21 protein-coding genes are annotated in these 22462 nt (G+C 50.0%); 15 read left to right on the top strand and 6 right to left on the bottom strand.

Annotated features, from left to right (window positions below; all coding sequences use genetic code 11):
- Window positions 1-486: 486 nt before the first annotated feature.
- Window positions 487-1413: a 23S rRNA pseudouridine(955/2504/2580) synthase RluC gene (gene rluC / locus K7B67_RS12480; RefSeq protein WP_252176207.1), complete on the top strand. Its 927-nt coding sequence runs from the start codon at window positions 487-489 to the stop codon at window positions 1411-1413.
- Window positions 1414-1501: 88 nt separating this feature from the next.
- Window positions 1502-2491: a S49 family peptidase gene (locus K7B67_RS12475; RefSeq protein ID WP_252176206.1), complete on the top strand. Its 990-nt coding sequence runs from the start codon at window positions 1502-1504 to the stop codon at window positions 2489-2491.
- 55 nt (window positions 2492-2546) lie between these two features.
- On the opposite strand, the gene K7B67_RS12470 is transcribed toward K7B67_RS12475, so the two are convergent.
- Window positions 2547-3131 carry a nucleoside triphosphate pyrophosphatase gene (locus K7B67_RS12470; protein WP_252176205.1) on the bottom strand — a complete coding sequence of 195 codons (585 nt, stop codon included), beginning with the start codon at window positions 3129-3131 and terminating at the stop codon, window positions 2547-2549.
- Between the two features lie 108 nt (window positions 3132-3239).
- Between K7B67_RS12470 and K7B67_RS12465 the strand changes: the two genes are divergently transcribed.
- From K7B67_RS12465 to plsX, 3 genes are all read left to right on the top strand, one after another.
- Window positions 3240-3803 carry a YceD family protein gene (locus tag K7B67_RS12465; protein ID WP_252176204.1) on the top strand — a complete coding sequence of 188 codons (564 nt, stop codon included), beginning with the start codon at window positions 3240-3242 and terminating at the stop codon, window positions 3801-3803.
- A 3-nt stretch (window positions 3804-3806) separates the two neighbouring features.
- Window positions 3807-3986, top strand: a complete 180-nt coding sequence (gene rpmF / locus K7B67_RS12460) for a 50S ribosomal protein L32 (RefSeq protein ID WP_252176203.1) — start codon at window positions 3807-3809, stop codon at window positions 3984-3986.
- Window positions 3987-4056: 70 nt separating this feature from the next.
- Entirely contained in the window at window positions 4057-5103 is a 1047-nt protein-coding gene (plsX, locus tag K7B67_RS12455; RefSeq protein ID WP_252176202.1) for a phosphate acyltransferase PlsX, read from the top strand.
- 26 nt (window positions 5104-5129) lie between these two features.
- Here plsX and K7B67_RS12450 read toward each other — a convergent pair whose 3' ends face one another.
- Entirely contained in the window at window positions 5130-6188 is a 1059-nt protein-coding gene (locus K7B67_RS12450; RefSeq protein ID WP_252176201.1) for a methyltransferase domain-containing protein, read from the bottom strand.
- A 39-nt stretch (window positions 6189-6227) separates the two neighbouring features.
- Entirely contained in the window at window positions 6228-7073 is an 846-nt protein-coding gene (locus K7B67_RS12445) for an MIP/aquaporin family protein (protein ID WP_252176200.1), read from the bottom strand.
- A 946-nt stretch (window positions 7074-8019) separates the two neighbouring features.
- Between K7B67_RS12445 and K7B67_RS12440 the strand changes: the two genes are divergently transcribed.
- The 9 genes from K7B67_RS12440 (at window position 8020) to K7B67_RS12400 (ending at window position 16602) form a co-directional block, all read left to right on the top strand.
- Window positions 8020-9285, top strand: a complete 1266-nt coding sequence (locus K7B67_RS12440; RefSeq protein WP_252176199.1) for an RNA-guided endonuclease TnpB family protein — start codon at window positions 8020-8022, stop codon at window positions 9283-9285.
- A 188-nt stretch (window positions 9286-9473) separates the two neighbouring features.
- Window positions 9474-10409, top strand: a complete 936-nt coding sequence (fabD, locus tag K7B67_RS12435) for an ACP S-malonyltransferase (RefSeq protein ID WP_252176198.1) — start codon at window positions 9474-9476, stop codon at window positions 10407-10409.
- Between the two features lie 43 nt (window positions 10410-10452).
- Window positions 10453-11199, top strand: coding sequence for a 3-oxoacyl-ACP reductase FabG (gene fabG / locus K7B67_RS12430; RefSeq protein ID WP_252176197.1), 747 nt, complete (start codon window positions 10453-10455; stop codon window positions 11197-11199).
- Window positions 11200-11433: 234 nt separating this feature from the next.
- Window positions 11434-11667 (top strand): acyl carrier protein, encoded by a 234-nt coding sequence (gene acpP / locus K7B67_RS12425; RefSeq protein WP_034842413.1) that lies wholly within the window; start codon window positions 11434-11436, stop codon window positions 11665-11667.
- Window positions 11668-11841: 174 nt separating this feature from the next.
- Entirely contained in the window at window positions 11842-13095 is a 1254-nt protein-coding gene (gene fabF / locus K7B67_RS12420) for a beta-ketoacyl-ACP synthase II (RefSeq protein WP_252176196.1), read from the top strand.
- A gap of 4 nt (window positions 13096-13099) precedes the next feature.
- The gene (gene pabC / locus K7B67_RS12415; RefSeq protein WP_252176195.1) at window positions 13100-13933 is read left to right on the top strand and encodes an aminodeoxychorismate lyase; all 834 of its coding nucleotides are present in this window, start codon (window positions 13100-13102) and stop codon (window positions 13931-13933) included.
- The gene (gene mltG / locus K7B67_RS12410) at window positions 13926-14972 is read left to right on the top strand and encodes an endolytic transglycosylase MltG (protein WP_252176194.1); all 1047 of its coding nucleotides are present in this window, start codon (window positions 13926-13928) and stop codon (window positions 14970-14972) included. The genes pabC and mltG overlap by 8 nt, the downstream gene beginning before the upstream one ends.
- A complete protein-coding gene (tmk, locus tag K7B67_RS12405) occupies window positions 14972-15613 on the top strand; it encodes a dTMP kinase (RefSeq protein ID WP_252176193.1) in 642 nt (213 codons plus the stop codon). The genes mltG and tmk overlap by 1 nt, the downstream gene beginning before the upstream one ends.
- A complete protein-coding gene (locus K7B67_RS12400; RefSeq protein WP_252176192.1) occupies window positions 15613-16602 on the top strand; it encodes a DNA polymerase III subunit delta' in 990 nt (329 codons plus the stop codon). The genes tmk and K7B67_RS12400 overlap by 1 nt, the downstream gene beginning before the upstream one ends.
- 4 nt (window positions 16603-16606) lie before the next feature.
- Here K7B67_RS12400 and K7B67_RS12395 read toward each other — a convergent pair whose 3' ends face one another.
- The 3 genes from K7B67_RS12395 to K7B67_RS12385 are packed head-to-tail and all read right to left on the bottom strand — an operon-like array spanning window position 16607 to window position 21159.
- Complete coding sequence (locus tag K7B67_RS12395) at window positions 16607-19648, bottom strand: molybdopterin-dependent oxidoreductase (RefSeq protein WP_252176191.1); 3042 nt, start codon at window positions 19646-19648, stop codon at window positions 16607-16609.
- A gap of 2 nt (window positions 19649-19650) precedes the next feature.
- On the bottom strand, window positions 19651-20361 hold the full coding sequence (locus K7B67_RS12390) for a 4Fe-4S dicluster domain-containing protein (protein WP_252176190.1): 711 nt from the start codon (window positions 20359-20361) through the stop codon (window positions 19651-19653).
- Between the two features lie 12 nt (window positions 20362-20373).
- Window positions 20374-21159 carry a formate dehydrogenase subunit gamma gene (locus K7B67_RS12385; RefSeq protein ID WP_252176189.1) on the bottom strand — a complete coding sequence of 262 codons (786 nt, stop codon included), beginning with the start codon at window positions 21157-21159 and terminating at the stop codon, window positions 20374-20376.
- Window positions 21160-21437: 278 nt separating this feature from the next.
- Between K7B67_RS12385 and K7B67_RS12380 the strand changes: the two genes are divergently transcribed.
- Window positions 21438-22451 (top strand): hypothetical protein, encoded by a 1014-nt coding sequence (locus tag K7B67_RS12380; RefSeq protein ID WP_252176188.1) that lies wholly within the window; start codon window positions 21438-21440, stop codon window positions 22449-22451.
- Window positions 22452-22462 lie beyond the last annotated feature (11 nt).

Here is a 22462-nt window from a genome sequence, read left to right as displayed (position 1 = left end):
TTTGTAACGACGTAGCATCAAACTGGTGACCAGGTCCTGATCCGGACGGGTCACCCTGGGCGGGGAATTAAGTTTTGCCGGGAGTTTTCGGCGTTTATCAATAGCAAAAGGCTCGATAAAAAAATGGCCGATGATAATGTCAATTTTCCCGGAGTTTTCCTCACGCCCGGAATCCGGGGTGCACTGCTTGACAGAGAGTAGCGCAGTTTATCTTACACGGCTGAGCCGTGATGGTGTTTCATCTGTCCTGAGTGTCATCGGCTCTGGTTTAAATGGCTTTATGGGTCTTTGGTACTTGCCAATCCCGCTGCCGGCCGCTCTCAGGTTTCGTAAATCGAACTGCCCTTTCGGATATGCACAGGGCAGTGCCACAACTATATCAGTAATCAGTAAGTGCTTCAAATGAGGTAAAGCTGATACTATAGCGCAATGGATAGACATCAGAACGACTCCCGGCCAGCCGGGGAACCCCGTCCAGCGGTAAAAATGATCAATATTGATAGCGAAGATGCCGGGCAGCGGGTTGATAATTATCTGGTACGGATTCTTAAAGGCGTACCCAAAACCCGGGTTTACAGGATCATCCGCAAAGGTGAGGTTCGCGTAAATAAAAAGCGTGTGACAGCAGATTATCGCCTGCAGGATGGTGATCTGCTAAGGGTGCCACCTGTCAGAGTGTCCGAAAAAGCACCCAAGGCAGCCCCCGGAGCTGTTATTGCCCAGAAGTTGGAAGACGCCATCCTTTATGAAGATAACTCTCTGATCATTATCAATAAACCAGCGGGTATTGCTGTTCATGGTGGCAGTGGTATTTCCTATGGCGTTATTGAGACACTCAGAAATATCCGCCCCGAGGCACGAGGCCTGGAGTTGGTGCATCGTTTGGATCGGGATACGTCAGGCTGCCTGATGATTGCCAAAAAGCGAAGCATGCTTCGTTATCTTCATGCTCAGCTGAGGGAAGACAAAATCAGCAAAATCTACAATGCCCTCGTTCTGGGTCGCTGGCCCAGTAGAAAAGTTCTGGTGAATGCGCCTTTGTTGAAAAACACGCTTCGTTCCGGAGAGCGCATTGTGACGGTTGATGTAGAAGGTAAGCGTTCAAAAACCCTGTACAAAGTGCTGGAGCGGTTCAGTTATGCCGATCAGGTGGCCACTCTGGTAGAGGCCAGTCCTGTTACCGGTAGAACCCATCAGATCAGGGTGCATTGCCTGCATGCCGGGTACCCGATTCTTGGTGATAACAAATACACATCAGATGAAGACAATAAACGGTTCAGGGAATTTGGTTTGAAGCGACTGTTTCTCCATGCCGCCAGGCTGAAGCTGGTTTTGCCAGACGGACAGGCTTTGACAATGGATGCCCCTTTGCCGGAAGATCTGGATGGTGTGCTGGGGGCGTTCAGGGATTGACTGGGCAGGCGCAGAGAAAGAACTGTTTTTCTATCGTGGTCGTATAGAGAACAGGAAAGTTTTTTTTAAAATAACAGGAGCAAGTTGAGTGAGAAGTTCATGGAATGAGAGTGATGACTATGAGCAGTCAAATGAACAGGATGGGCGTGCCTGGAAGTTGGTAGAAGGTCTGGCTCAAGGGGCATTGAAAGAGCAGCGTCGTGCACGCCGCTGGGGGATTTTCTTCAAGCTTCTGACCTTTGTCTGGTTGTTTGTGTCTGTTGGTGTTGTCTACAACGTTATGCATGCGGATTTTTCCAGTACTCCAACCACTACATCATCCCATACTGCTCTGGTGGACCTGAACGGTGTTATTGGTGCTGACGAGGTTGATGCTGACTCTGTAGTGACAGGGCTGCGTGCGGCTTTTGAAGACAAGGGAACCAAAGGGGTTATTCTGCGTATTAACAGTCCGGGTGGTAGCCCGGTTCAGTCTGGATATATCTATGATGAGATAAGACGTCTGAGGGAGCTGTATCCTGAGACTCCTCTCTACTCAGTGATTATGGATATTGGTGCTTCAGGTGGTTACTACGTGGCGGCAGCGGCTGACAAAATTTATGCCGATAAAGCCAGTCTGGTGGGTTCTATTGGTGTGATTTCTTCCGGTTTTGGCTTTGTTGAGGCTTTGGAGAAATTGGGAGTGACGCGTCGTGTCTATACGGCAGGCGAACACAAAGCCTTCAACGATCCGTTTCAGCCCCAGGACGTTGAAGCCACTCAGCGTTGGCAGCAGTCTCTGGATACGATCCATGGTCAATTTATTGATGTGGTGAAGCAGGGGCGTGGTGATCGACTGGCTGATAATAAAGACATCTTTTCCGGCATGGTCTGGACCGGTGAGCAGGCTGTGGAACTGGGTCTGCTGGATGGTCTGGGTGGTGCGGGTTACGTTGCCCGTGAAGTGATTGGTGAAGAAGAGATTATCGATTTTTCTTTGCGTTTAACACCGTTAGAACGTTTTGCCAGAGATTTTGGAGCCGGAGTCGCTTCAACCATGGTGAAAGTTCTGGGGCTGAACACGCTGTCACTGCAGTGATGTTTTAAGTGATCAGAATCTGAAAAAGGTCAGCAGCGCGCTGACCTTTTTTGCATTAGTGGGGGAGCAAAGGGTTAACGCCTTCGTTCATCAGCATATGGTTCAGCCGTACCAGTGGCAGGCCAATCAGACTGTTTGGATCGTCACCTTCCATTTTGGAAAAAAGGCTGATGCCCAGCCCTTCGCATTTAAAGCTGCCTGCGCAGTCAAGCGGTCTTTCCAGCTTCACATAGTTCTCAATTTCGATTCTTTTCAGGGTCCTGAAGTGAACGGTATAAGGCACTGTATCAACCTGGTATTGGCTGGTTTGGGTGTTGAGCAGGCAAAGGCTGGTATAAAAAGTCACTGACTGCCCGTTGCAGTCCGACAGTTGCTTGATGGCTTGCTGGATGGTTCCGGGTTTGCCAAGAATGGTTTCGTTGAGTTGTGCGGCCTGATCTGAAGCAATAATCAGGTGTTCAGGATATTGAGTCTTGAGAGCCAGGGCCTTTTCTCTGGAAAGCCGTTGGGTCAGCTCTTCTGCGGACTCGCCAGCCAGGGGTGTTTCGTCAATATCGGGTGAGCAGCATTGAAAAGGAAGGCGGAGTTTTTCGAGTAAAGATTTACGGTAAGGAGAGCTGGAAGCCAGAATGATGTTCATAAAATTTGGTTGCTCAGATTGGTTCCTGGTTGAATGCGGTTAAACCCTTTGACAGGGGCTTTTCTAGCCCCTATTATGGCGCGCCTATGACAATCAACCCGTGAGCTCATGGCTATCGGACAATTACCCAAAACCTTCGACCCGCGTAAGTTCGCGCGTCAGGGCAGGCAGTTTCAAGGTTCGCTGGCGCTCAGTCAGTTCAAGCGTCTGGCAGACAGTCTGGTTGATGACAAAGGCGATGTCCAGATTAACCTTCGCTTTTCATTGAGCGAAAACAACCGGGTTGTGCTGGAAGGGCATGTTGAGGCGGAACTGAGCATGATCTGTCAGCGCTGTCTGGAGGTGGCCAGGCTGCCGGTGCGAGCTGACCTCCACTTGATGGGGGTGCTGACCGACGAGCAGGCCAAAGCCCTGCCGGAAGACTTTGAGCCATTGATGTATGGTGACGAGCTGGTAGAATTATTGCCTATTCTCGAGGAAGAGCTGATTCTGGCACTTCCGCTGGTGGCCTATCATCCGCCTGAAGACTGTTCAGCTCAGCAACACTATACCACTGAGTCTGAAGAAGAGGCTCGGGCAGCTGCCATTGAGGCAGATAAAGAGCGCAGGAGCAGTAACCCTTTCAGCGTTCTGGCCAAATTGAAAACAGATACTACGATCCAGGAGAGTTGACACATGGCTGTTCAGCAAAACCGTAAAACCCGTTCCAAGCGTAACATGCGCCGTTCCCACGACAGTCTGACTTCTGCTCAGCTGTCTGTAGAAGCAGCTTCCGGCGAGACTCATCGTCGTCACCACGTTTCTGCTGAAGGTTTCTACCGTGGCAAGAAAGTGGTTGCAACCAGCGAAGACTGAGTCTTTTGGCAGGTTAGCCAAGGGAGTCGGCACAGTGGCTGTTTCACTGTCTTCCAGGGGCGCGGAATAAATGACATCAGGTGCAAACGCAGATTCAAAAACGACGGTTGCTCTTGATGTAATGAGCGGGGACGACAGTCCCCGTTCTCGTATCCGGGCCGCAGTCAAAGCGCTCAAGCGTTATTCTTCTCTTCACCTTCTGCTGGTCGGCGATCGACAACTGATCGAAGGCTATCTTTCCGATATCGATTACTCCGATCGGTCACGTTATACCCTCATTCATGCCAATAAAACCGTCGCCATGCATGACAAACCTTCGCTGGCGCTTCGTGGCAAAAAAGATTCTTCCATGTGGAAGGTGCTTGAGCTGGTCTCAACGGGAGAGGCGCAAGCCTGTGTCAGTGCCGGTAATACCGGTGCGCTCATGGCAATGGGGCGCTACGTACTTAAAACCTTTGCAGGCATTGATCGTCCGGCAATAGCGGCCAGTGTGCCCACCGTCAATGGCAGTACCCTGCTGATGGATATGGGGGCGAATGTTGATTGTACCTCCATGCATCTTTACCAGTTTGCCATTATGGGGGCTCAGCTGGCCGCATCTGTGCATGGTGTGGAATCTCCGAAGGTGGCTTTGCTGAACATTGGTACCGAAGAAATGAAGGGGAATGAGCAGGTCAGGCTGGCGCACCACCTGCTTCTGGAAAAGCTTGAAGTGCAGCAGGGACTGGATTACATCGGTTTTGTCGAGGGGCACGATATTTTCAGTAGTCGGGCTGATGTGATTGTTTGCGACGGTTTCGCAGGCAATGTTGCCCTGAAAACCGGAGAGGGTGTTGCCAACCTGGTGCGTGATGGCCTGAGATCCATTTTTCAACGCTCCCTGTTAAACCGGTTTCTTTATTTTCTCATCTCGCCTCTGCTGAAAGAACTGAATCGCAAGATTGACCCGGTACTGCATAATGGTGCCAGTTTGCTCGGTTTGCAGGGGATTGTGATCAAGAGTCACGGTGGAGCCGATGAAGAGGGTTTCTATCGAGCGATTTGCCAGGCGGTGCAAGAAGCGCAAAACGACGTTCCAGCCAAAATCGCTCAAGAGGTTGAAGAGCGGTTGCTTTAACCCTGCTCCTCATCTAATTGTGCTCCTCAGCAGCAGGCGCCCGTCGTACAACCTGGCTCATTGTCAGCGACTACCGGCAGGCAGTTAAAAGGGCCGTAATGGGTGTTTCGGCTACCATGCACGGTAAAGTGTCTGCCATATCGGGTATCCTGCACCATGGCCGCGGTATTGCCGCACACCAGCATTGGTTTGCCGTTGATAAACCGGTGGTGGTCGTCCAGCTGGAAAAAGTGGGGGTGTTCCGGGAGTGTGCCGTTGTAAATAGCCACCTGTCCATAGTCTTCACAGATATCTTCAAGCTGATCCAGTTTGAACGCTCGAACGGTCAGGGATTGAAAATCAATATTGCCAATTTTTTGTTCGACCTGTTGATTGGCAATGGTGATTGGACCAGCAGAAAGTAACCGGTAGTCCGGGTAGCCCAGACTGGTTAGCATTCGACGGAAATCTTCAATATACAAAGCGCCACTGAGGCATTCTCCCATCAGCACTGGGTCGTCTTTTAGCGGGTCAGGTACTCGCTGACCGGAAAATACGTCACTGAAAAGCAGTTCGCCACCGGGTTTCAGTACCCGGAAAATCTCTTTGAACACTTCCTCTTTATTGGGTGAGAGGTTTATCACGCAGTTGGAAATCACCACATCAATGGAATTATCTTCTATGCCCGGCGTTTGCAGATCTTCAATATAACCTTGCCTGAAGTCGATATTGGGCTGCTCAAAGCCAAACTTCTCCATCATGGAAGGAATGTGCTTTCTGGCCACTCCTAATTGTTCATCAGTCATATCGATACCGATAACATAGCCCTGTGCTCCCACCAGACTGGCAATAATGTAACTGTCCCTGCCGGTGCCGCAACCAAGATCCAGTACCCGGCATCCTTCAAGAGCGGATGGGATGGGTGAGCCGCAGCCGTAAAACCGGTCAGTAATGGCTGGGTCGATCTGTTTCAGGATGTCCCGGACGTGAACAGGCATTGCGCCGGGATCAGAACAGCAGGCATTGGTTTTAAGATCCTTTGTGCTGCTGAGAACTCGACCATAGTACTCTTTCAGGATTTGATGATTAACGGAGTGGCTATTCATTGTCATCACCTTTGATAACGTACGCGCAACACAGACTTGTCATTTGCCATGAGGGGGTGTTGTGTCGCTTTTGTTATGTTCTTCAGCTGTCGTATGCTTCATCAGCGGTTCAGCAACACCCATAAAACATAAAGCGGCCATGATGCCCCCGGTAATTGGACCTAAAACATACACCGTCAAAAAGCCATAGTGATCATCCGGAAACGCTGCGCCCGCCCAGCCGGACATTGAAGCCAATAGCCGGGGCGATAAATCTCTGGCCGGGTTGAGTCCTGCCTGAGTCAGTGGCGCAATAATGGAGATGATAACGGCAACGGTCAACCCGATAAACAGCGGTGCCAGAGCCTGATCGGGTCGCCCGGTATTGCAGGCTTCGGTAAGAACGAGAATCATAAATACCAGGACAAATGTACCGGTACACTCGGCAAAGAAAGCATTGGCAGTGGAAACAGAAGCGACCTGTCCGGCCATCGGATTGGGGTAATACTCACCAAATATCATGGCGCTGGCTATGGACGACTCGGTACCACGGACAATGTCATGTGTTAACTCGAACTGCATGATTGAGCTGGAGAAAAGCAGGTAAAGCAGGGCCGCCGCCACAAATGCACCGGCGAACTGGGCAATCAGATAGCAGGGAAGCAAGGTCACAGGCATCCGACGGCTGACTACCATGGCAATGCTTACCGCCGGATTGAGGTGAGCACAGGAAAGGTGTCGGGTGGCGTAAATCGCCAGTGTTACTGCCAGCCCCCAGACCATGGCCACCTGAAAGAGTCCGGCATGGGCAGAAAATAATACCGTCACCGCCACCGATCCGCAGCCGAATAACACTAGAATAAACGTGCCTATAAACTCTCCGACAAAGTCCTTCAGGTAATTCATCGCGGTACTCCCCCGATGATCTGTACGATACGCAGAAAAACAGATCGTAGTTAGATGCCTGCCCGAGGGAGCGCAATCCCCGAGCCTCACGACGAGACACTAGGAGCCTGACCGAGAATAGCTGCCCTACGCGGCAACTGCTCCTGCGTTGCTCTAGCTCCTGCATCCATGCAGTCGTGCGGCGACAGCAAATTGGTCTAAAAATCCGCTTTTGTTCGTCAAATAGCTAGCTATTCTCCTCACAAAACCGAATTTTCATCCTCAATTTTCTGCCGCCCTCGCTACGGGCGCTATTCTCGGTCAGGCTCCTAGCAGGCAAAAACAAGTTAGTTCACAGGTTTGCAATGCGCAAGCCTTGCTTACGTTTCTGTCAGGTTGCTGAGTTTTTTGCAGGGGTAGTCTTCAGATTAAAACCATTGCACTCATGGCTGTTTCAGTCAAATAAAATTGCAACAATCGTAAAATCAATTACGCTAGACACAGGATAAATTGTCAAAAGACGAATTTATCTTGTGAGTTTCAGCTACAAAGCTCACCAAGATTGAAGGCCTAACCAGTCAAACCATAAGGCGCAAGATCGAAAGCGGTCACTACGAAAAAGTGAAGTAAACCAGTAGTGGCCACTTCCGAATATTCATTAACCAGCAAAGGAAGATATGCTACGCAAGAGTCAGTTCTGGAAAGCAATAATCCAGCATTGACACACAAAAGTGTATCTTACTCAAAGAGCACCCTGATGCAGAATTTATCAGCGACATTGCCAGTGCTTTCAACTTTAAGCGAAAAGGACTGCAAACCATTCTGGAATCAGCGGTGTGCGGAAATCCAACCCATATTGTGGTTGCCACAAAAGATCGCCTTGCCCGATCAGGGTTTGAACTCATCAAATGGCTTGTTGAATTATCGGGAGGACACATCGAAGTTTTGGATGACCCGGATAACGCCAGTGAGTCAATTGACACCCAAGAGCTTATCGGTTTCATTACCTCATTCTGCAATAGCCACTGCAGGAAGCGATCTGCTAGAAGACGCAAAGGACGCAAAAATAGTAGCGTCGAAAAAGATCAGGTTTTACCCGGAGAATGAGCAAGCCTATCACGATGCCCTGATGCTCTATCGGAGGTCGTACAACCTTGCTGTTGAGCGTTTCCGTAACGATGACTATAAAGATGCCAGCGGAAAATTCATCAACATGCGACCTGCCATTAAAGCTCAAGTGAAGCAAGAGCACAAAGAAATTGGCAGGGCTTATAACTCGATTGTTTCTGATAATGGAACACTGGAGGCAGCGGATACATTCAAAGCGGTCTGCGAGCACAACAAGAAGCTCAAGGGAGCTAAAGAGGGCTTTGCAGAAATCCATTTCAAAAGCCGCAAAGGTAGCAGGCACTCATTCTCTATTGACCGTTTCCCAAAGGGATTAAATCCTTGCGTAGACGCTCTTGGCAAGATTCACCTGACAGAAGATGTGCCAGCAGAAGCGATGGGTAAATCTTGTGTCATAACCTACGACAAGGGTCGCTGGTTCGTTCAGGTTCAACAACATATTGAGCTAAATCCCGAAATCCAAGGGAAGGTTAGATGCGTTGGAGTTGACCCCGGAGTTCGCACCTTTGCCACTTGCTACAGCGAAAAAGAGGCGTTGATAGCGGGTGATAACGTTGCAAAAACAAAGCTGTTCCCACTGATGAAGCAAGTGGACAGCTTGGTCAGTCAAAAGCAAAAAATCCTGAACACTCAGAAGGGCGTTGAGTTCCCCGATATGCCCCAGTGGGCAAGAGATCGGATTATTCATTTCAACAGGGAAATTGACCGGCTGAAATGCAAAAAGGATGACATTGTTCTTGATCTGCATAACCGGCTGGCGTTCGAGCTGGTGTCGAACTACGACGTTGTATTTTTGCCAACCTTTGAGACAAGAGGTATGGTCACGCGCAAAAATAAGAAGGTTCGCACCATTCGCCGTAACACCTGCCGCCAGATGCTTGACCTCAATCATTACCAATTCAAAAAGCGGCTTAAGTGGTACGCAAAAAAGTATGGAAAGCATGTGATTGATTGCAACGAAGCCTATACATCCAAGACTCGATCATGGAACGGGACCATTGACGAAAAATTAGGTTCTTCCAAGGTTATTAAGGGTGAGGGCTTCACCGTTGATCGTGACATCAACGGTGCCAGAAATGTCTTTCTTAAGTGTTTGACGAGGTAGCTTGAACCTTAGCCATAACAGCGAGTGTTGCGCTCGTTGCGGTTTTAATCAAGAGTTGGAAACATAAATTTACCAACCTTAGGTTCGAATTTTTCTATAATTGGCTCGATTTTTCCGGAAGAAGCCAAAGCCGTGAGAAAGGTGAGCTTCTTTCAACGATCAGCTAGCTCGGGAGTAGACCCAAGACAATGACGGATTCACTTGCATTTGTTTTTCCGGGGCAGGGATCCCAATCGGTGGGTATGCTTGCAGAACATATCGATCACCCTGTTGTAGTTCAGACATTCGCTGAAGCGGCTGAGGCGCTCGGGTTTGACTTGCTGAAGTTGATCAGCGAGGGCCCGGCAGAAGAACTCAATAAAACGGAGAATACTCAACCAGCACTGCTGACTGCCAGTGTCGCGTTATGGCGCCTGTGGCTTGAGAAAGGCGGAGAGCAGCCTGCCTACATGGCCGGTCACAGTCTGGGTGAGTACTCGGCACTGGTGTGCTCAGGGGCAATGAAGTTTGCTGATGCCGTTCGGGTTGTGCGTCAACGTGGTCTCTTTATGCAGGAGGCTGTGCCAGCGGGAACCGGTGCCATGGCTGCCATTCTGGGTCTTGAGGATCAGCAGGTGATTTCAGTGTGTCACGATGCGGCTCAGGACAGTGTGGTTGAAGCGGTAAACTTTAACTCGCCGGGTCAGGTCGTTATTGCCGGTGAAAAAGCAGCCGTGGCTCGTGCGATTGAGCTGGCTAAAGAGGCAGGAGCCAGAAAGGCAATGCCTCTACCAGTGAGTGTGCCTTCACATTGCGCCCTGATGAAGCCGGCAGCCGAGAAGCTGGCTGTTGAGCTGAGCCTTATTGAGTTAAGTCAGCCTTCAATAGCTGTGATTCAGAACGTCACTGCTGAGCCTTGCTCAGAACCGGAAAAAATTCGTGAAAATCTGGTCAGGCAGCTGTACAGTCCCGTTCGCTGGGTAGAAACGATTCAACATCTGAATGAAGCCGGAGTTACCCGGTTTGCTGAGTGTGGTGCGGGTAAGGTGCTTGCGGGTCTTAACAAGCGGATTGTCCGCAGATCACCTGTATTGACTCTTGAATCTGCATCCTCTTTCGAAGATCTTACCGGTCCGTCGAAATGATTCAGCTAAAAGCGGTTTCGCGCTAGAACAACAGGATAGAACTATGTCGAACCTTGAAGGCAAGGTAGCTCTGGTTACGGGTGCCAGTCGTGGAATTGGCAGGGCTATTGCCATTGATCTGGGTAAGCACGGAGCCCTGGTGGTGGGTACTGCCACCTCCGAGCCGGGTGCTGCAAGAATTACTGAAATGCTGCAGGCTGAAGGGATAAAAGGCTGCGGTATGGTATTGAATGTTTCTGAGGCTGAAAGCTGTACTGAAGTGGTAAAAGCCGTAACAGCCGAGTTTGGAGCCCCTCAGATACTGGTTAATAATGCCGGCATTACCCGTGATAACATCCTGATGAGAATGAAGGATGATGAGTGGGACGATGTTGTCAATACCAACCTGAGTTCCATATACAGAATGAGCAAAGCGGTATTGAGAGGTATGACCAAGGCTCGTTGGGGACGCATCATTAACATCAGCTCGGTGGTAGGCTCCATGGGCAACCAGGGGCAAGCCAATTATGCGGCGGCCAAGGCCGGTGTAGAAGGCTTCAGTCGCTCCCTGGCCAGGGAGATTGGCTCTCGTCAGATCTCTGTAAATACCGTAGCGCCAGGTTTTATCGATACCGATATGACCCGTGAATTGCCAGAAGAACACAGAGCCCTTTTGCAGTCTCAGGTGCCCATGGCCCGTCTTGGACAGCCCGAAGAAATTTCCGGTGTCGTGGCTTTTCTGGCCAGTGATGCCGCTGGTTACATTACCGGAGAAACCATTCACGTGAATGGCGGGATGTACATGGGTTAGCAGCTGCATAGCGTTATTCATAGCGTTATTCATAGCGTTATTGATAGCGTTATTGATAGCGTTATTTGTAGTTGATACGTGTCAAAACCTTCTAAGAAAGATGAAATTTTCGGTAATATAACGAGCCCGTCCTTGAAATTACCGTAAGCGTTTATATATAGTAATTGACCGCAGTTACGGCAGTTTCCTAAATCGCCACTCTGCATCCGAATATCGATAGGAGCACAACCAGGTATGAGTACCATTGAAGAGCGCGTCAAAAAGATCGTTTGCGAACAGCTTGGCGTAAAAGCAGAGGAAGTCACCAACAGTGCGTCATTCGTAGAAGACCTCGGCGCGGACTCTCTGGACACCGTTGAGCTGGTGATGGCTCTGGAAGAAGAGTTTGAAACTGAGATTCCAGACGAAGAAGCGGAAAAGATCACCACCGTTCAGGAAGCAATTGACTACGTTGTTGCTCATTCCTGATACTGTCCGGGTTGCATGCAAATAGCTGTATCCTGAAAAAGCCGTACGCAGTAAAATGTGTGCGGCTTTTGTGTTTTTGCAAGATCAGTGCGCGTGATTTTTTGAGTAGAAGGCTCGTTCCGGCCTCGGGTATAAAAAAGAAAGTCAGAAGATCTGATGCAGGAGTGAATGGTTGTGTCGCATAGAAGGGTAGTAGTAACAGGACTGGGTGCGTTATCTCCGGTAGGACTGGGAGTTGAGCAGAGCTGGCAATCGGTACTGGCAGGTTGCAGCGGTATTCATACCATCGATCATCTGGATACTGAGAAATTCAGTGTCAATATCTGCGGAACCGTGAAAGGTTTTGAGACAGGTGATTACTTTAACCCGAAAGACGCCCGGAAAATGGATGTTTTTATCCAGTACGCACTGGCAGCCTCCATTGAAGCGATGAAAGATGCAGGGCTGGATGGCAGTGATTTGCTCCAAAGCGATAACGTAGGTCGCTATGGCGTCGTTATCGGCTCCGGTATCGGTGGTCTCACATCGATTGAACAGAGTTATGATACGCTTCAGAAGTCTGGCCCTCGTCGTATATCACCCTTCTTCATACCGGCGGCCATCATCAATATGGCGGCAGGCTGGTTGTCCATGCACTACAACCTGCAGGGACCAAATTTTGCCACTTCCACGGCCTGTGCAACAGGCAGTCATGCCTTGGCCCTGGCCGCCAGAACCATTGCCTACGGTGATGCCGATGTTATGGTCGCAGGTGGTGCCGAAAAAGCCTCTTCAGCACTGGGCATGACCGGTTTTGCCGCCGCCAGAGCCCTGTCTACCCGAAATGATCAGCCTGAAGCGGCCAGTCGCCCCTGGGATAAAGATCGGGATGGTTTCGTGCTGGGCGACGGTGCGGGTGTTATGGTGTTAGAAGAGTATCAACACGCTGTACGACGCGGGGCTACTATTTATGCAGAGCTCAGTGGCGCAGGCATGAGTGGTGATGCTTATCACATGACCTCGCCTCCTGAAGACGGTCGTGGTGCGGCCAGGGCCATGCAGTCAGCATTGGACGATGCTGGCCTTAAGGCAGAACAGGTGGCCTATATCAATGCCCATGGCACCTCTACACCTGCCGGTGACATTGCTGAAACAAAAGCAGTGCACAGGGTGTTTGGTCAGTCTGCCAAACAGGTTGCCATCAGTTCTACCAAATCCATGACGGGTCATTTGTTAGGGGCGGCTGGTTCGCTGGAAGCCGTGTTTGCCGTGAAATCGCTTCAGGATAATATGGCGCCACCGACCATTAATTTGGAAAATCCCGATGAAGGCTGTGATCTGGATTATGTACCCGTAAAAGCCAGACCGATTGAGATGCAGCATGTACTCACTAACTCATTCGGCTTTGGGGGCACTAATGTGACCCTGGCTTTTTCGAAACTGGATTAGAATTTTGGATAGACATCATCCTGTCAGCTGGGTTAACGGGGAGCCAGCTGCTGAAATACGCCTCAGTGACCGGGGTCTGGCTTATGGGGATGGTGTTTTTGAAACCATCCGTGTCCAGGCCGGTGTCCCCACTCTTTTTGAGCTTCATTGCAAACGACTCTGTTCTGGTATTTCGATGCTGGATATTCCCTTTGATCTGGACAGCTTCAAAAACGAAGTCAGTGACTTTTTGCACAAGCAGAAGCTGAAGGAAGGGGTGCTCAAAGCGATTGTGACCCGTGGCTCAGGTGGCCGTGGATACAACCCTGAGGGTTGTGACCGTCCCAGCCAGATTCTTTCTTTTCACCCGTTGCCGGTCTACCCTGGCGACCCTGCTATCAAGGGTATCAGGTTGCATGAATGTAACATCAGACTGGGTGATAATGCCCTTGCCGGATTAAAGCACCTCAACCGTCTTGAGAATGTTATGGCTCGTTCCGAATGGCAGGGAACCGATTGCCTGGAGGGTTTATTACTGGGGATGGACGACAGGCTGGTGGAAGGCACTATGAGTAATCTATTCCTGGTATCCGGCAAAACCTTGCGGACACCCTGTCTCGGTAAATCAGGGGTTAAAGGGGTTTGCCGGGAGCTGATTCTGGAGCAGGCCCATCAGTGGGGCTTTCAGGTAGAAACGGGTGATTATCACTGGCAAGACCTTGCCGGAGCCAATGAAGTATTTGTTTGTAACAGTGTTAACGGAGTCTGGCCGGTGATTGCCTGTGGCCGTTGGCACTGGTCTGTGGGTAGTGTGACCGGTATCGTCAGAGATCGGGTTCAGGAAGTTTTGAATGCTTAAAAAGTTGTTATTCGCCGTGGTGGGCCTTTGTCTTGCGGGATTATTGGCAGCCGTTGTATTTTGGAAGGCACTGGACTGGTACGGCAATCAGCCCATGATAGGGCCAGGCAGTGCGGATAGCCTGGAGTTTACCATTGCCCAGGGCGAATCCATGACCGGAGTGGCAGACAGTCTGGCTAAGTCTGGCTGGCTTCACTATCCGAAACTCTTTGTACTGTTGGCCAAAATAGAAAAGGCGGCTGGTGCGATACACGCCGGGGACTATCTGATCCCGGCCGGGATTACCCATAGGGATTTGTTGAAGGTTTTTACTTCCGGTCAGGTACGCTACTACAACGTGACACTGGTTGAGGGTCATACCCTGAAAGAGGTCATGGCGGCTTTAAATCAACACGAAAAGCTCTCTTCACCCATGGATCACGAGGCGCTGCAGGCACTTTATAAAAGTCTGGAAATAGCAGGGAACCCGGAAGGTCTGTTTTACCCCGATACCTATTTCTTTCAGGCCAATGCCAGTGTTGAATCCATACTCAGGCGGGCTTACCAGCGGATGGATACCGTGCTGCATGAAGAATGGGAAAAACGTGCTGAAGGACTGCCCTACCAGAGTCCTTACGAGGCACTGATTATGGCCTCGCTGGTGGAGAAAGAAACGGGAGTGCCTTATGAGCGGGGCGAAATTGCAGGTGTTTTTGTCAGGCGTCTGGAAAAAGGCATGAGACTGCAAACCGACCCCACCGTGATTTACGGTCTCGGCGATCGTTATAAAGGCAACATCAGTCGTCAAATGCTTCGGGATGCCACTCCGTACAACACCTACGTCATCAAAGGGCTACCACCGACGCCTATTGCCATGGCCGGTCGGGAAGCGATTCATGCTGCTTTGCATCCGGAAGATGGCCAGTCACTCTACTTTGTCGCCAAGGGCGATGGTACTCATTATTTCTCGAAAACACTGGCAGAGCATAATCGAGCTGTCAGACAGTATCAGATTGAACAGCGTCGAGAGAATTATCGATCGACTGTGGAGGCTCAATAATGGCTAATGCCCCATCCGGTTTTTTCCTGACGATTGAAGGTGGCGAAGGCGCAGGTAAAACGACTGCGGTCGACTTTATCAAAAACTGGATGGCTGAGCGTCAGCTGGCGTTTACCGAAACCCGTGAGCCAGGCGGTACTCAGGTGGCAGAAGAGCTTCGCTCGCTGTTGCTGGGGCTTCATGGTGAACCATTGTCTGACATCACTGAATTGTTAATGATGTTTGCCGCCCGCTCGCAAAATCTTTTTCATAATGTGTTGCCCGGACTGAAAGCGGGAAACATCGTACTGTGCGATCGCTTTACTGATGCCACCTACGCCTATCAGGGCGGTGGTCGTGGCCTGAGCACCCAGCCGGTTGCAACGCTTGAACATTTGGTCCAGGGTGCCCTGCGTCCGGATATGACCATTCTGCTGGATGTTGATCCGGAAATTGGCATGGCCAGAGCCAAAGGACGAGGTGGCAGGCTGGACCGGATTGAGCAGGAAAAAATGGACTTTTTTATCCGGGTACGCAATGCCTATCTGGCAAGGGCAGAACAGTTTCCTGAGCAGTTTGAAGTGATTGATGCCGGGCAGTCCCTTGAACGTGTTCAACAGCAGTTGCTGGCAGTGCTCGAAAGAAGACTGGGAGAGCGCTGATGAAAGACTGGCGCATTTTTCCCTGGCAAAACACCCAGTGGCAGCAAATGGTTCACTGCCAGCAGACAGGTAACCTGGCCCATGCCTATTTGCTAAGGGGGGTGCCGGGTACCGGTAAGCTCCAGTTTGCCAAAGCACTGTCTGCTTATTTGTTGTGTATGAACCCGCAGACGACAGGGGCCTGTGGTCACTGTAAGGAGTGTGAGCTACTGAAAGCAGGAACCCATCCTGATTTCACACTGGTAGAACCCGATGACCCCGGTCGGCCCATTCGCATTGACCGTATTCGAAAGCTGAACGAGTTTGCCCATAAAACCGCTCAGCAGGGAGGGCGCAGAGTGATTATCCTGAACCCGGCAGAAGCGATGAATGTCAATGCTGCCAATGCCCTGCTCAAATGCCTTGAAGAGCCGGGAGACGATACTGTTTTCCTGCTGGTCAGTGCCCGTTCCGGTGATATGCTGCCCACCATTCGCAGCCGTTGTCAGCAATTAAACTTTGCGACACCCAACAGAGCTGATGCGGAACAATGGTTAGCTTCGCAACTGGAGGATTCGAGTCGGGTTGTGCAACTCTTGGATCTCACCGCCAACGCTCCGCTGGAGGCTAAGCGTTTTGCCGATCAGGGGCTGTTGGAAAAAAGAGCAACTCTGGCTGATGGCCTGAAAGGGCTTTTCAAAGGGAAAGTTACCCCTGTTGAGTTGGCAAAAACCTGGCAATCAGAAGATTTGGTTCTGACGATCAGCTGGATCATGGGCTGGCTTGATGATGCTGTTAAATTGAGTTTGAATGGCAGCCCATCGGACCTTCGAAACCGGGATCAGTTGAAAATGCTGGAATATCTGGCTCGAAAATGCGATGCCAGAACTCTCCTGCAAGAGAGGGACTGGCTGATGTCGCAAAGACAGTCCCTGCTGGAAGGCGGCAATCTTAACCCGCAGATGTTGATGGAAGGGGTCTTTTGCCGCTGTCTTGATTGGGTGCTGTGAAGGATCAGACCTTTTCTACCCGCAATGGGATGCTGTGTCGAATCGCAGCTCCGGAACGGCTTTCTCTCATCAGTGAGGCGCCCCTGCAAGTTGGGTCTCCGGCACTGATGGCATTGGTTGAGATCCCGCCAGCCCTGCTTTTCAAACCAGGACGACGCTCGTCGTCAATAAAAATATCTCTGGCGCCAAATGCCGTGTGACCGTAACCGTGGGCGATGGATACCGTGTTTTGGGCCGTCCCTTTATCGGCCTGAATAATCCCTTCAATGGATTCGCCGTTAGGGAATGTCAGTCGCGCCTTGTCTCCGGTTTTCAGGCTTTGTCTGGCAGCATCATCCTGATGCATCTGGATAAAGTTTTCTTCCCCCAGGGCCGTGATCCTGGGCAGAGCCACAGAGTAGGGGCTGCGCATATGGGACTTGAAGGTAGACAGCAGATAGGGATAATCCTCTTCACTCCAAAGCTCCCTGACCGGTGTGCCATCCCAGAAACGGTGAACGTCAAAGACCGGTAATCCTTCAAAAGGTTGACCTGTATAGGAGTCTTTTCTGCGGGTCATCTTCTCGTTATAGATCTGGTGCTGGAACGGCTTTCGCAATGATTTATGGAAGAACTCACCTTCGTACAGGCTCTGCAAAGGTTCATACCGGCCTCCCCGGGTCAGCATAAACAGGGTTGGACCCAGTTCTTCAGGCTTCAGCCGCTCACTGAACTGTGTGGTGAGTCGGTCGACACTGGTGAGTTTTAAATCATCCGCTGTTGGATTGGGTAATGGCTTACCGGAATGAGCCAGGTTGGCATAGAGGCGAACATAAAAGTCTTCCGGCGTATGCAGCGCACAGGGTTTGCCCTGAACATCCTTGAAGGCGTTCTCGCCAAACCCTTTTAGTTCCAGACGTTTGGCAATATCAATCACAAACTGTTCCATGCAAACGGGCTGATTGTGCTGGTTCTTTACCGTTCTTGGCTCAACAATCGGGGCGCAGGCTGATTCTCCAACGACCAGGCTGCTGCCCATTCGGGCCATGGACCATTGCTCATATTGCACAAGATCCGGCACAAAATAATCGGCATACTGATTGGTTTCGTTGAGGTAGGCATCAACGGCAATCATCAGACCCAGCTGGCCGGGGTCTTTGATGGACTCTTCAACCTGATTGGCCAGTCCGGGGCAGCCATAAATCGGATTGCTGGACCAATTAATCCAGGCTTTGAACTGATAGGGATCTTTATTGGCATGAGCGATCAGGTGCGAGCCACTGTTATGAAGCGGTTTGTCATTCACCAGCCAGGGGTTATTGGCGGGGTAGGGTGGTAAGCCCTTGCGAACTTTCTCCCGGTATTCATGGCTTTCTTCGTAGTTGCCAAAGCGTTCAGCACTGAAGCCTTCGAGCCGGGTGTGCTCAAACGCCATTAAGTCATAGAGCGGAGCAGCGGTAATGTTGTACTTACCACTCATGGTTGAACCATTGTGGTAGGACGTACCGCCTTTGGCATTACTGGAGCCATTCATCGCATTCAGTGTGGTCAGGGCCATTTCAAACTGAATACTGTCAGGAACACTGATGCCGGTGTAGTTGACGATACCGGCCTTTCTGCCATGAGAGGTAAATTCTTTAGCCAAAGCTTCAATCTTTGCAACGGGAATCTGACAATGGTTTGCATAGTCGTCCATGGTTTTTTCATTGACTCGCTTTTTCAGCAGAGAAAAAGCGGTTTCAACCATTACAGAAGAGCCATCGGTAAGCGACAACTGACCATTGAAAAGCAGTTTGGCTTTTTTCATGGTGCTACTGGCCACCGGCAAACCGCTGGCTTTATCAATGACGACCTGGGTGTTTTCATCGCCAAGACCGATGGCGCTGGCAGTCAGAAACTGGTTGTAAAGCGGGTGATCCTTGTCCCTGACCACCAGATAGGTGGCATTGGAGTGATTTACCTCGCCAAACGTTTCAGCCGCTTTCTGGTTAGCAATGGACAGGAAGTCAGCATTGTAACGCTCCTGATTAATAATGTACTGCAACATGGCAAACATCAGTGCAGTATCAGAGCCGGTCCGGACGGGAATCCATTCACTGTTTTCATGGCTGGCAGCAGGTGTTGAGGCTCTCAGGATCGGGTCGATGATCACGTACTTGAAATTCTTCCTGGAGGTCAGTGCATTGCCCATGCGTCGCGCGGATATATTGGCATTGTCGCTGACCAGACCCGGATTGGAGCCAATGAAAATGGCAAATTCACAATGGTTAATATCAATGGCAGAGGCCGAGGTGATCCCCATACTGCCACTGCTGACACCACAGTAGGCACTTTTTACGCCATGGTTGGGGGTGCCCCAGGATTTAAAAAGAAAGCGGTCAAAGAACTGTTTTCGGGCGAACTGGTTTTTGCAGGCGGTACCCAACAGCTGATTTCGACTTGGGCCAAAGTCCGGGAAATCGGGGTTTGCCAAAGCGTTATTGCGATGAATCTTTTTCAGGCCTGCCACCGGGCCTTCGCCAAACAGGTCGCCGCCTTCGGTAACTTCTTCCAGCAGCTGTTCATAAGAAATGGTCTGCCACTTGTCCTCACCTCGCTTACCCACACGCTTCAGGCATTGAGTAATACGATGGGGGTCGTTAAAAGCATCAACCACCGAATTGCCCCGGCCACAGAGCGTTGCCCGGTTAGCAAGTCCCTGGTCTGCTACTGCCGACAGTTTCTGGAAGGCTTCCCTGGGCGGTGTTGCCAGATCCATAGGGGTGGTGAGGGCCGCAGCACCATAGGGGTTGCCTGCCACTCTGACCACCTGATCCGATGCGTTATCGATTCTTGCCCTGACCGCACAGGTTGAGTAACAGCCAAAGCACATGGAAAAGGCCATCCGTTGATCGGGATTGGCTTCAAGTTCACCACTGCTGTTGACCTTGAATTCAGGGCTCAGTGAAGTGGGTGCGTATTTACTGATGTCGTCACGGTTACTATCGGACGCCAGACAGGTACCGGAAGCGACCGCTGCGGCTGCGGCTATTGGGCCGGATTTGAGGAAATCTCTGCGTTTCATCATGATTATCTCTGCCAGTTCTGTTCAATATGCAGGCTGCGGGGTTGCTCGGCTTCTTCGCTGGTCAGACCGACATAGAAGACATTCGGTTGGGTGTTTTTGCTGGATTGCAAGACCATGGCCTCCTGACTGGCCAGAAAACGGGAGATTTCGCTGTCAGGATTGTTCAGGTCACCAAAAATACGGGCAGCTCCGGTACAGGACTCAACACAGGCAGGTAGCAGGTTCTGGGTGGTTCGCTGGACGCAGAAATTGCATTTATCCATAGTGCCGGTATCACTGTTGCTGAATCGTGAGCCGTCATAGGGACAGGCCATGCTGCAGAAGCGGCAGTTAATACAGCTGGTGGAATCCACCACAATGATGCCGTCTTCCTTACGTTTGAAGGTGGCACCGGTTGGGCAGACAGTGACGCAGGAAGGGTCACTGCAGTTATTACACAACAGTGGCAGGTTCAGTGCGTATTGTTTGTCGTCTTTTTCAACGATGGCTTGCAATACCTGAGTGCGGTGTTCATCAGGGCGGTTGCCATTTTCAACACCGCAGGCGGTTACACAGGCTTTGCAGCCATTGCAACTTTTCAGGTCGATGGCCATGGCCAGATGTTTTTCGCCATTACTGCTGCTTTTGCGAATGGCGGCGATGGCCGGTGTAGCAGAGATCATTGATACCGCAGCACCGCCGATCATCAGCCGAATAGCATTACGTCTATCCATGTCAAAGTATCCTTATGGCTTTTTAATGGTTTCAAACCAGCGGTTATGGTGTTGTTTGGCCCAGTTGCTGTCGCAATGGCCGTTGATCATGGTGCCCATGGCACCTTCAGACATAATGGCTGCCATAAAAATATGTACGACAGCAAAAGCGCCGAGAACCATGGCGGATCCAATGTGCGCGGCGATCACAAGGGGCGCCAGAGAGTAACCGGGCTCAATAGCCGGAAAAAACAGCATTAATCCGGTCACGGAAAGTACCAGAAAGCAGAAACTGAATACCCAGAACCAGAGCTTTTCGCCACCGCTGGAAAAACCGGCATCGGGGTGTTTGGGCTGACCAGAATTAATGTAGCCGCCAAACTGTTTAAACCAGTCCAGGTCGTAACGAACAAAACGTTGCTGCTGCCACCACATCAGGATCATGGCCAGTCCACCCAGCATAAAGGGAAAGGCCATAAATTCATGCAGATCGGAAGCCAGATTGACGACAGTGCCCCAGCTGTTGCTTTGGGTATCAAAGAAGGTTTTACCTGCACCCAATACCAGACCGGTGACAATTAAAAAGAGGCAGGGGATTGCTCCCAGCCAGTGAGCAACAATGCTTCGGGTTGACCAGCGTCGTATGGGTATCCCGCTGTAGCCATGTTCCAATCGACTGCGGCCATTGATAACAACAAACAGCGCCAGCGTCAGGATGACTCCAAAGACACTGGCTACTAACAGCCAGGAAATGAGCGGTTGATACGAGAAAAGGTTTAGTATGGCTGAGCTAAACCCTTCGCTTCTGGACGGTTCCATAGGTTTCTCACGTGCAGGATTTGTTTGGTCGAGATTTTAGACGCGATGGTGATGCGGTTTTTTGATTAATATCAAAAGTATTTTCGGTATTTACAGGGATACGGGGAAAATTCGGAGCTGTGACCTTTCCTGTCAAAATGGTGTGACTATTTGTGTCAAAAAGAAACTTTGTTAGTTGTACTTGACACCATTGTTATGAACTTTGATTTTAAAACTGATTCTAATCTGCATAGCAATTTTTAATCTCCTTGTTACTCTGGGGATAAGAGGAACAGATTATGGATCCTGTAAATAATGACTCCGGAAATGCTGATTCATTTATGCCGCCAGCCAAGTCAACCCGACTGGAGAGAACTCGAACGGGTGTCAGTATGGGTAGAGATGTCACTGTAAATGACGAGAGTGAACCTTTATTGCTTAATTTTCTCTCGGTATCAGGTGCAGGGCAATCGGTTGTATCACAGAACAGATCACAGTGTGTTCAGAGTACTTCAGATGAAACGGCCTGGGCATTTTCAAAGCGTGTTTGCGTTGATGAAAAGTGTCTGTCTGATGAGTCGTCTGTGAAAAAAAATGGCACAGCATTATGTCCATTAGCATTGAGCATCAATGAACTAAAGGAAGTGACTAACTGCCATGATACGGCACAAGTCATTAAAAAATACTTCACCAAAAACAACCCTTCAGAATTTTATGTTTTTTCACTTGACGATCAGGATGCCTATAAGAAATATATCAATAGCGAATCAGGCCAGGGTCGTCTGTTTATTCACAAGCTTAGAAGTACGGCTTATGGCGATAGAGAATATTATCATCATTTCGTTATTCTCAGGAACGATGAGGGGTTTCAGGTATTACAGTCGATGGTAGGAGCTTTTACTCTTGAGCAATGGCTTACTGGTGACTCTTCAATGATAAAAGACCAGCATAACTATTTTAAAGAATGGAATGATGCTGTTTCATTGCATCGCAAAACAAAATTGCCAACCCCTTTTTCTGAAAAAACACAGTCTACAGCAAAAAAATACCATCAGGAATTCAGAAAAATTAAACCGTCATTTGATAAAATTGTCAAAACAAGAAAAAACCAATCTGTCTCTAAAGCTGTTTTTAATCAGAAGGTTTTGCCTGAGTTGTTTTCGGCTTTAAAAAATTCGGATGATCGTCCCTTTTTTAGGCTGTTTTCATTTTCAAGAAATTATTTGCGTATGAAACCAGAAGATAAGGTTTTTTTAGAAGTAGAGGAAATCCAGCTAGACGAGGGAGTTGATCGGGTTGAAAGCCATACATGATAATGGTAAAA

Source organism: Endozoicomonas sp. 4G (genome assembly GCF_023822025.1).
Taxonomy (GTDB): domain Bacteria; phylum Pseudomonadota; class Gammaproteobacteria; order Pseudomonadales; family Endozoicomonadaceae; genus Endozoicomonas_A.
Note: the sequence above shows the minus strand (reverse complement) of the source record. Positions and strands in the feature narration are given on the sequence as shown.

Bases quoted from the DNA above. Each gene is read 5' to 3' on its own strand.
- rluC (WP_252176207.1), top strand. From the start codon at position 487: ATGATCAATATTGATAGCGAAGATGCCGGGCAGCGGGTTGATAATTAT.
- K7B67_RS12470 (WP_252176205.1), bottom strand. From the start codon at position 3,131: ATGAACATCATTCTGGCTTCCAGCTCTCCTTACCGTAAATCTTTACTC.
- K7B67_RS12465 (WP_252176204.1), top strand. From the start codon at position 3,240: ATGGCTATCGGACAATTACCCAAAACCTTCGACCCGCGTAAGTTCGCG.
- rpmF (WP_252176203.1), top strand. From the start codon at position 3,807: ATGGCTGTTCAGCAAAACCGTAAAACCCGTTCCAAGCGTAACATGCGC.
- plsX (WP_252176202.1), top strand. From the start codon at position 4,057: ATGACATCAGGTGCAAACGCAGATTCAAAAACGACGGTTGCTCTTGAT.
- K7B67_RS12450 (WP_252176201.1), bottom strand. From the start codon at position 6,188: ATGAATAGCCACTCCGTTAATCATCAAATCCTGAAAGAGTACTATGGT.
- K7B67_RS12445 (WP_252176200.1), bottom strand. From the start codon at position 7,073: ATGAATTACCTGAAGGACTTTGTCGGAGAGTTTATAGGCACGTTTATT.
- fabD (WP_252176198.1), top strand. From the start codon at position 9,474: ATGACGGATTCACTTGCATTTGTTTTTCCGGGGCAGGGATCCCAATCG.
- fabG (WP_252176197.1), top strand. From the start codon at position 10,453: ATGTCGAACCTTGAAGGCAAGGTAGCTCTGGTTACGGGTGCCAGTCGT.
- acpP (WP_034842413.1), top strand. From the start codon at position 11,434: ATGAGTACCATTGAAGAGCGCGTCAAAAAGATCGTTTGCGAACAGCTT.
- mltG (WP_252176194.1), top strand. From the start codon at position 13,926: ATGCTTAAAAAGTTGTTATTCGCCGTGGTGGGCCTTTGTCTTGCGGGA.
- tmk (WP_252176193.1), top strand. From the start codon at position 14,972: ATGGCTAATGCCCCATCCGGTTTTTTCCTGACGATTGAAGGTGGCGAA.
- K7B67_RS12400 (WP_252176192.1), top strand. From the start codon at position 15,613: ATGAAAGACTGGCGCATTTTTCCCTGGCAAAACACCCAGTGGCAGCAA.
- K7B67_RS12395 (WP_252176191.1), bottom strand. From the start codon at position 19,648: ATGATGAAACGCAGAGATTTCCTCAAATCCGGCCCAATAGCCGCAGCC.
- K7B67_RS12390 (WP_252176190.1), bottom strand. From the start codon at position 20,361: ATGGATAGACGTAATGCTATTCGGCTGATGATCGGCGGTGCTGCGGTA.
- K7B67_RS12385 (WP_252176189.1), bottom strand. From the start codon at position 21,159: ATGGAACCGTCCAGAAGCGAAGGGTTTAGCTCAGCCATACTAAACCTT.
- K7B67_RS12380 (WP_252176188.1), top strand. From the start codon at position 21,438: ATGGATCCTGTAAATAATGACTCCGGAAATGCTGATTCATTTATGCCG.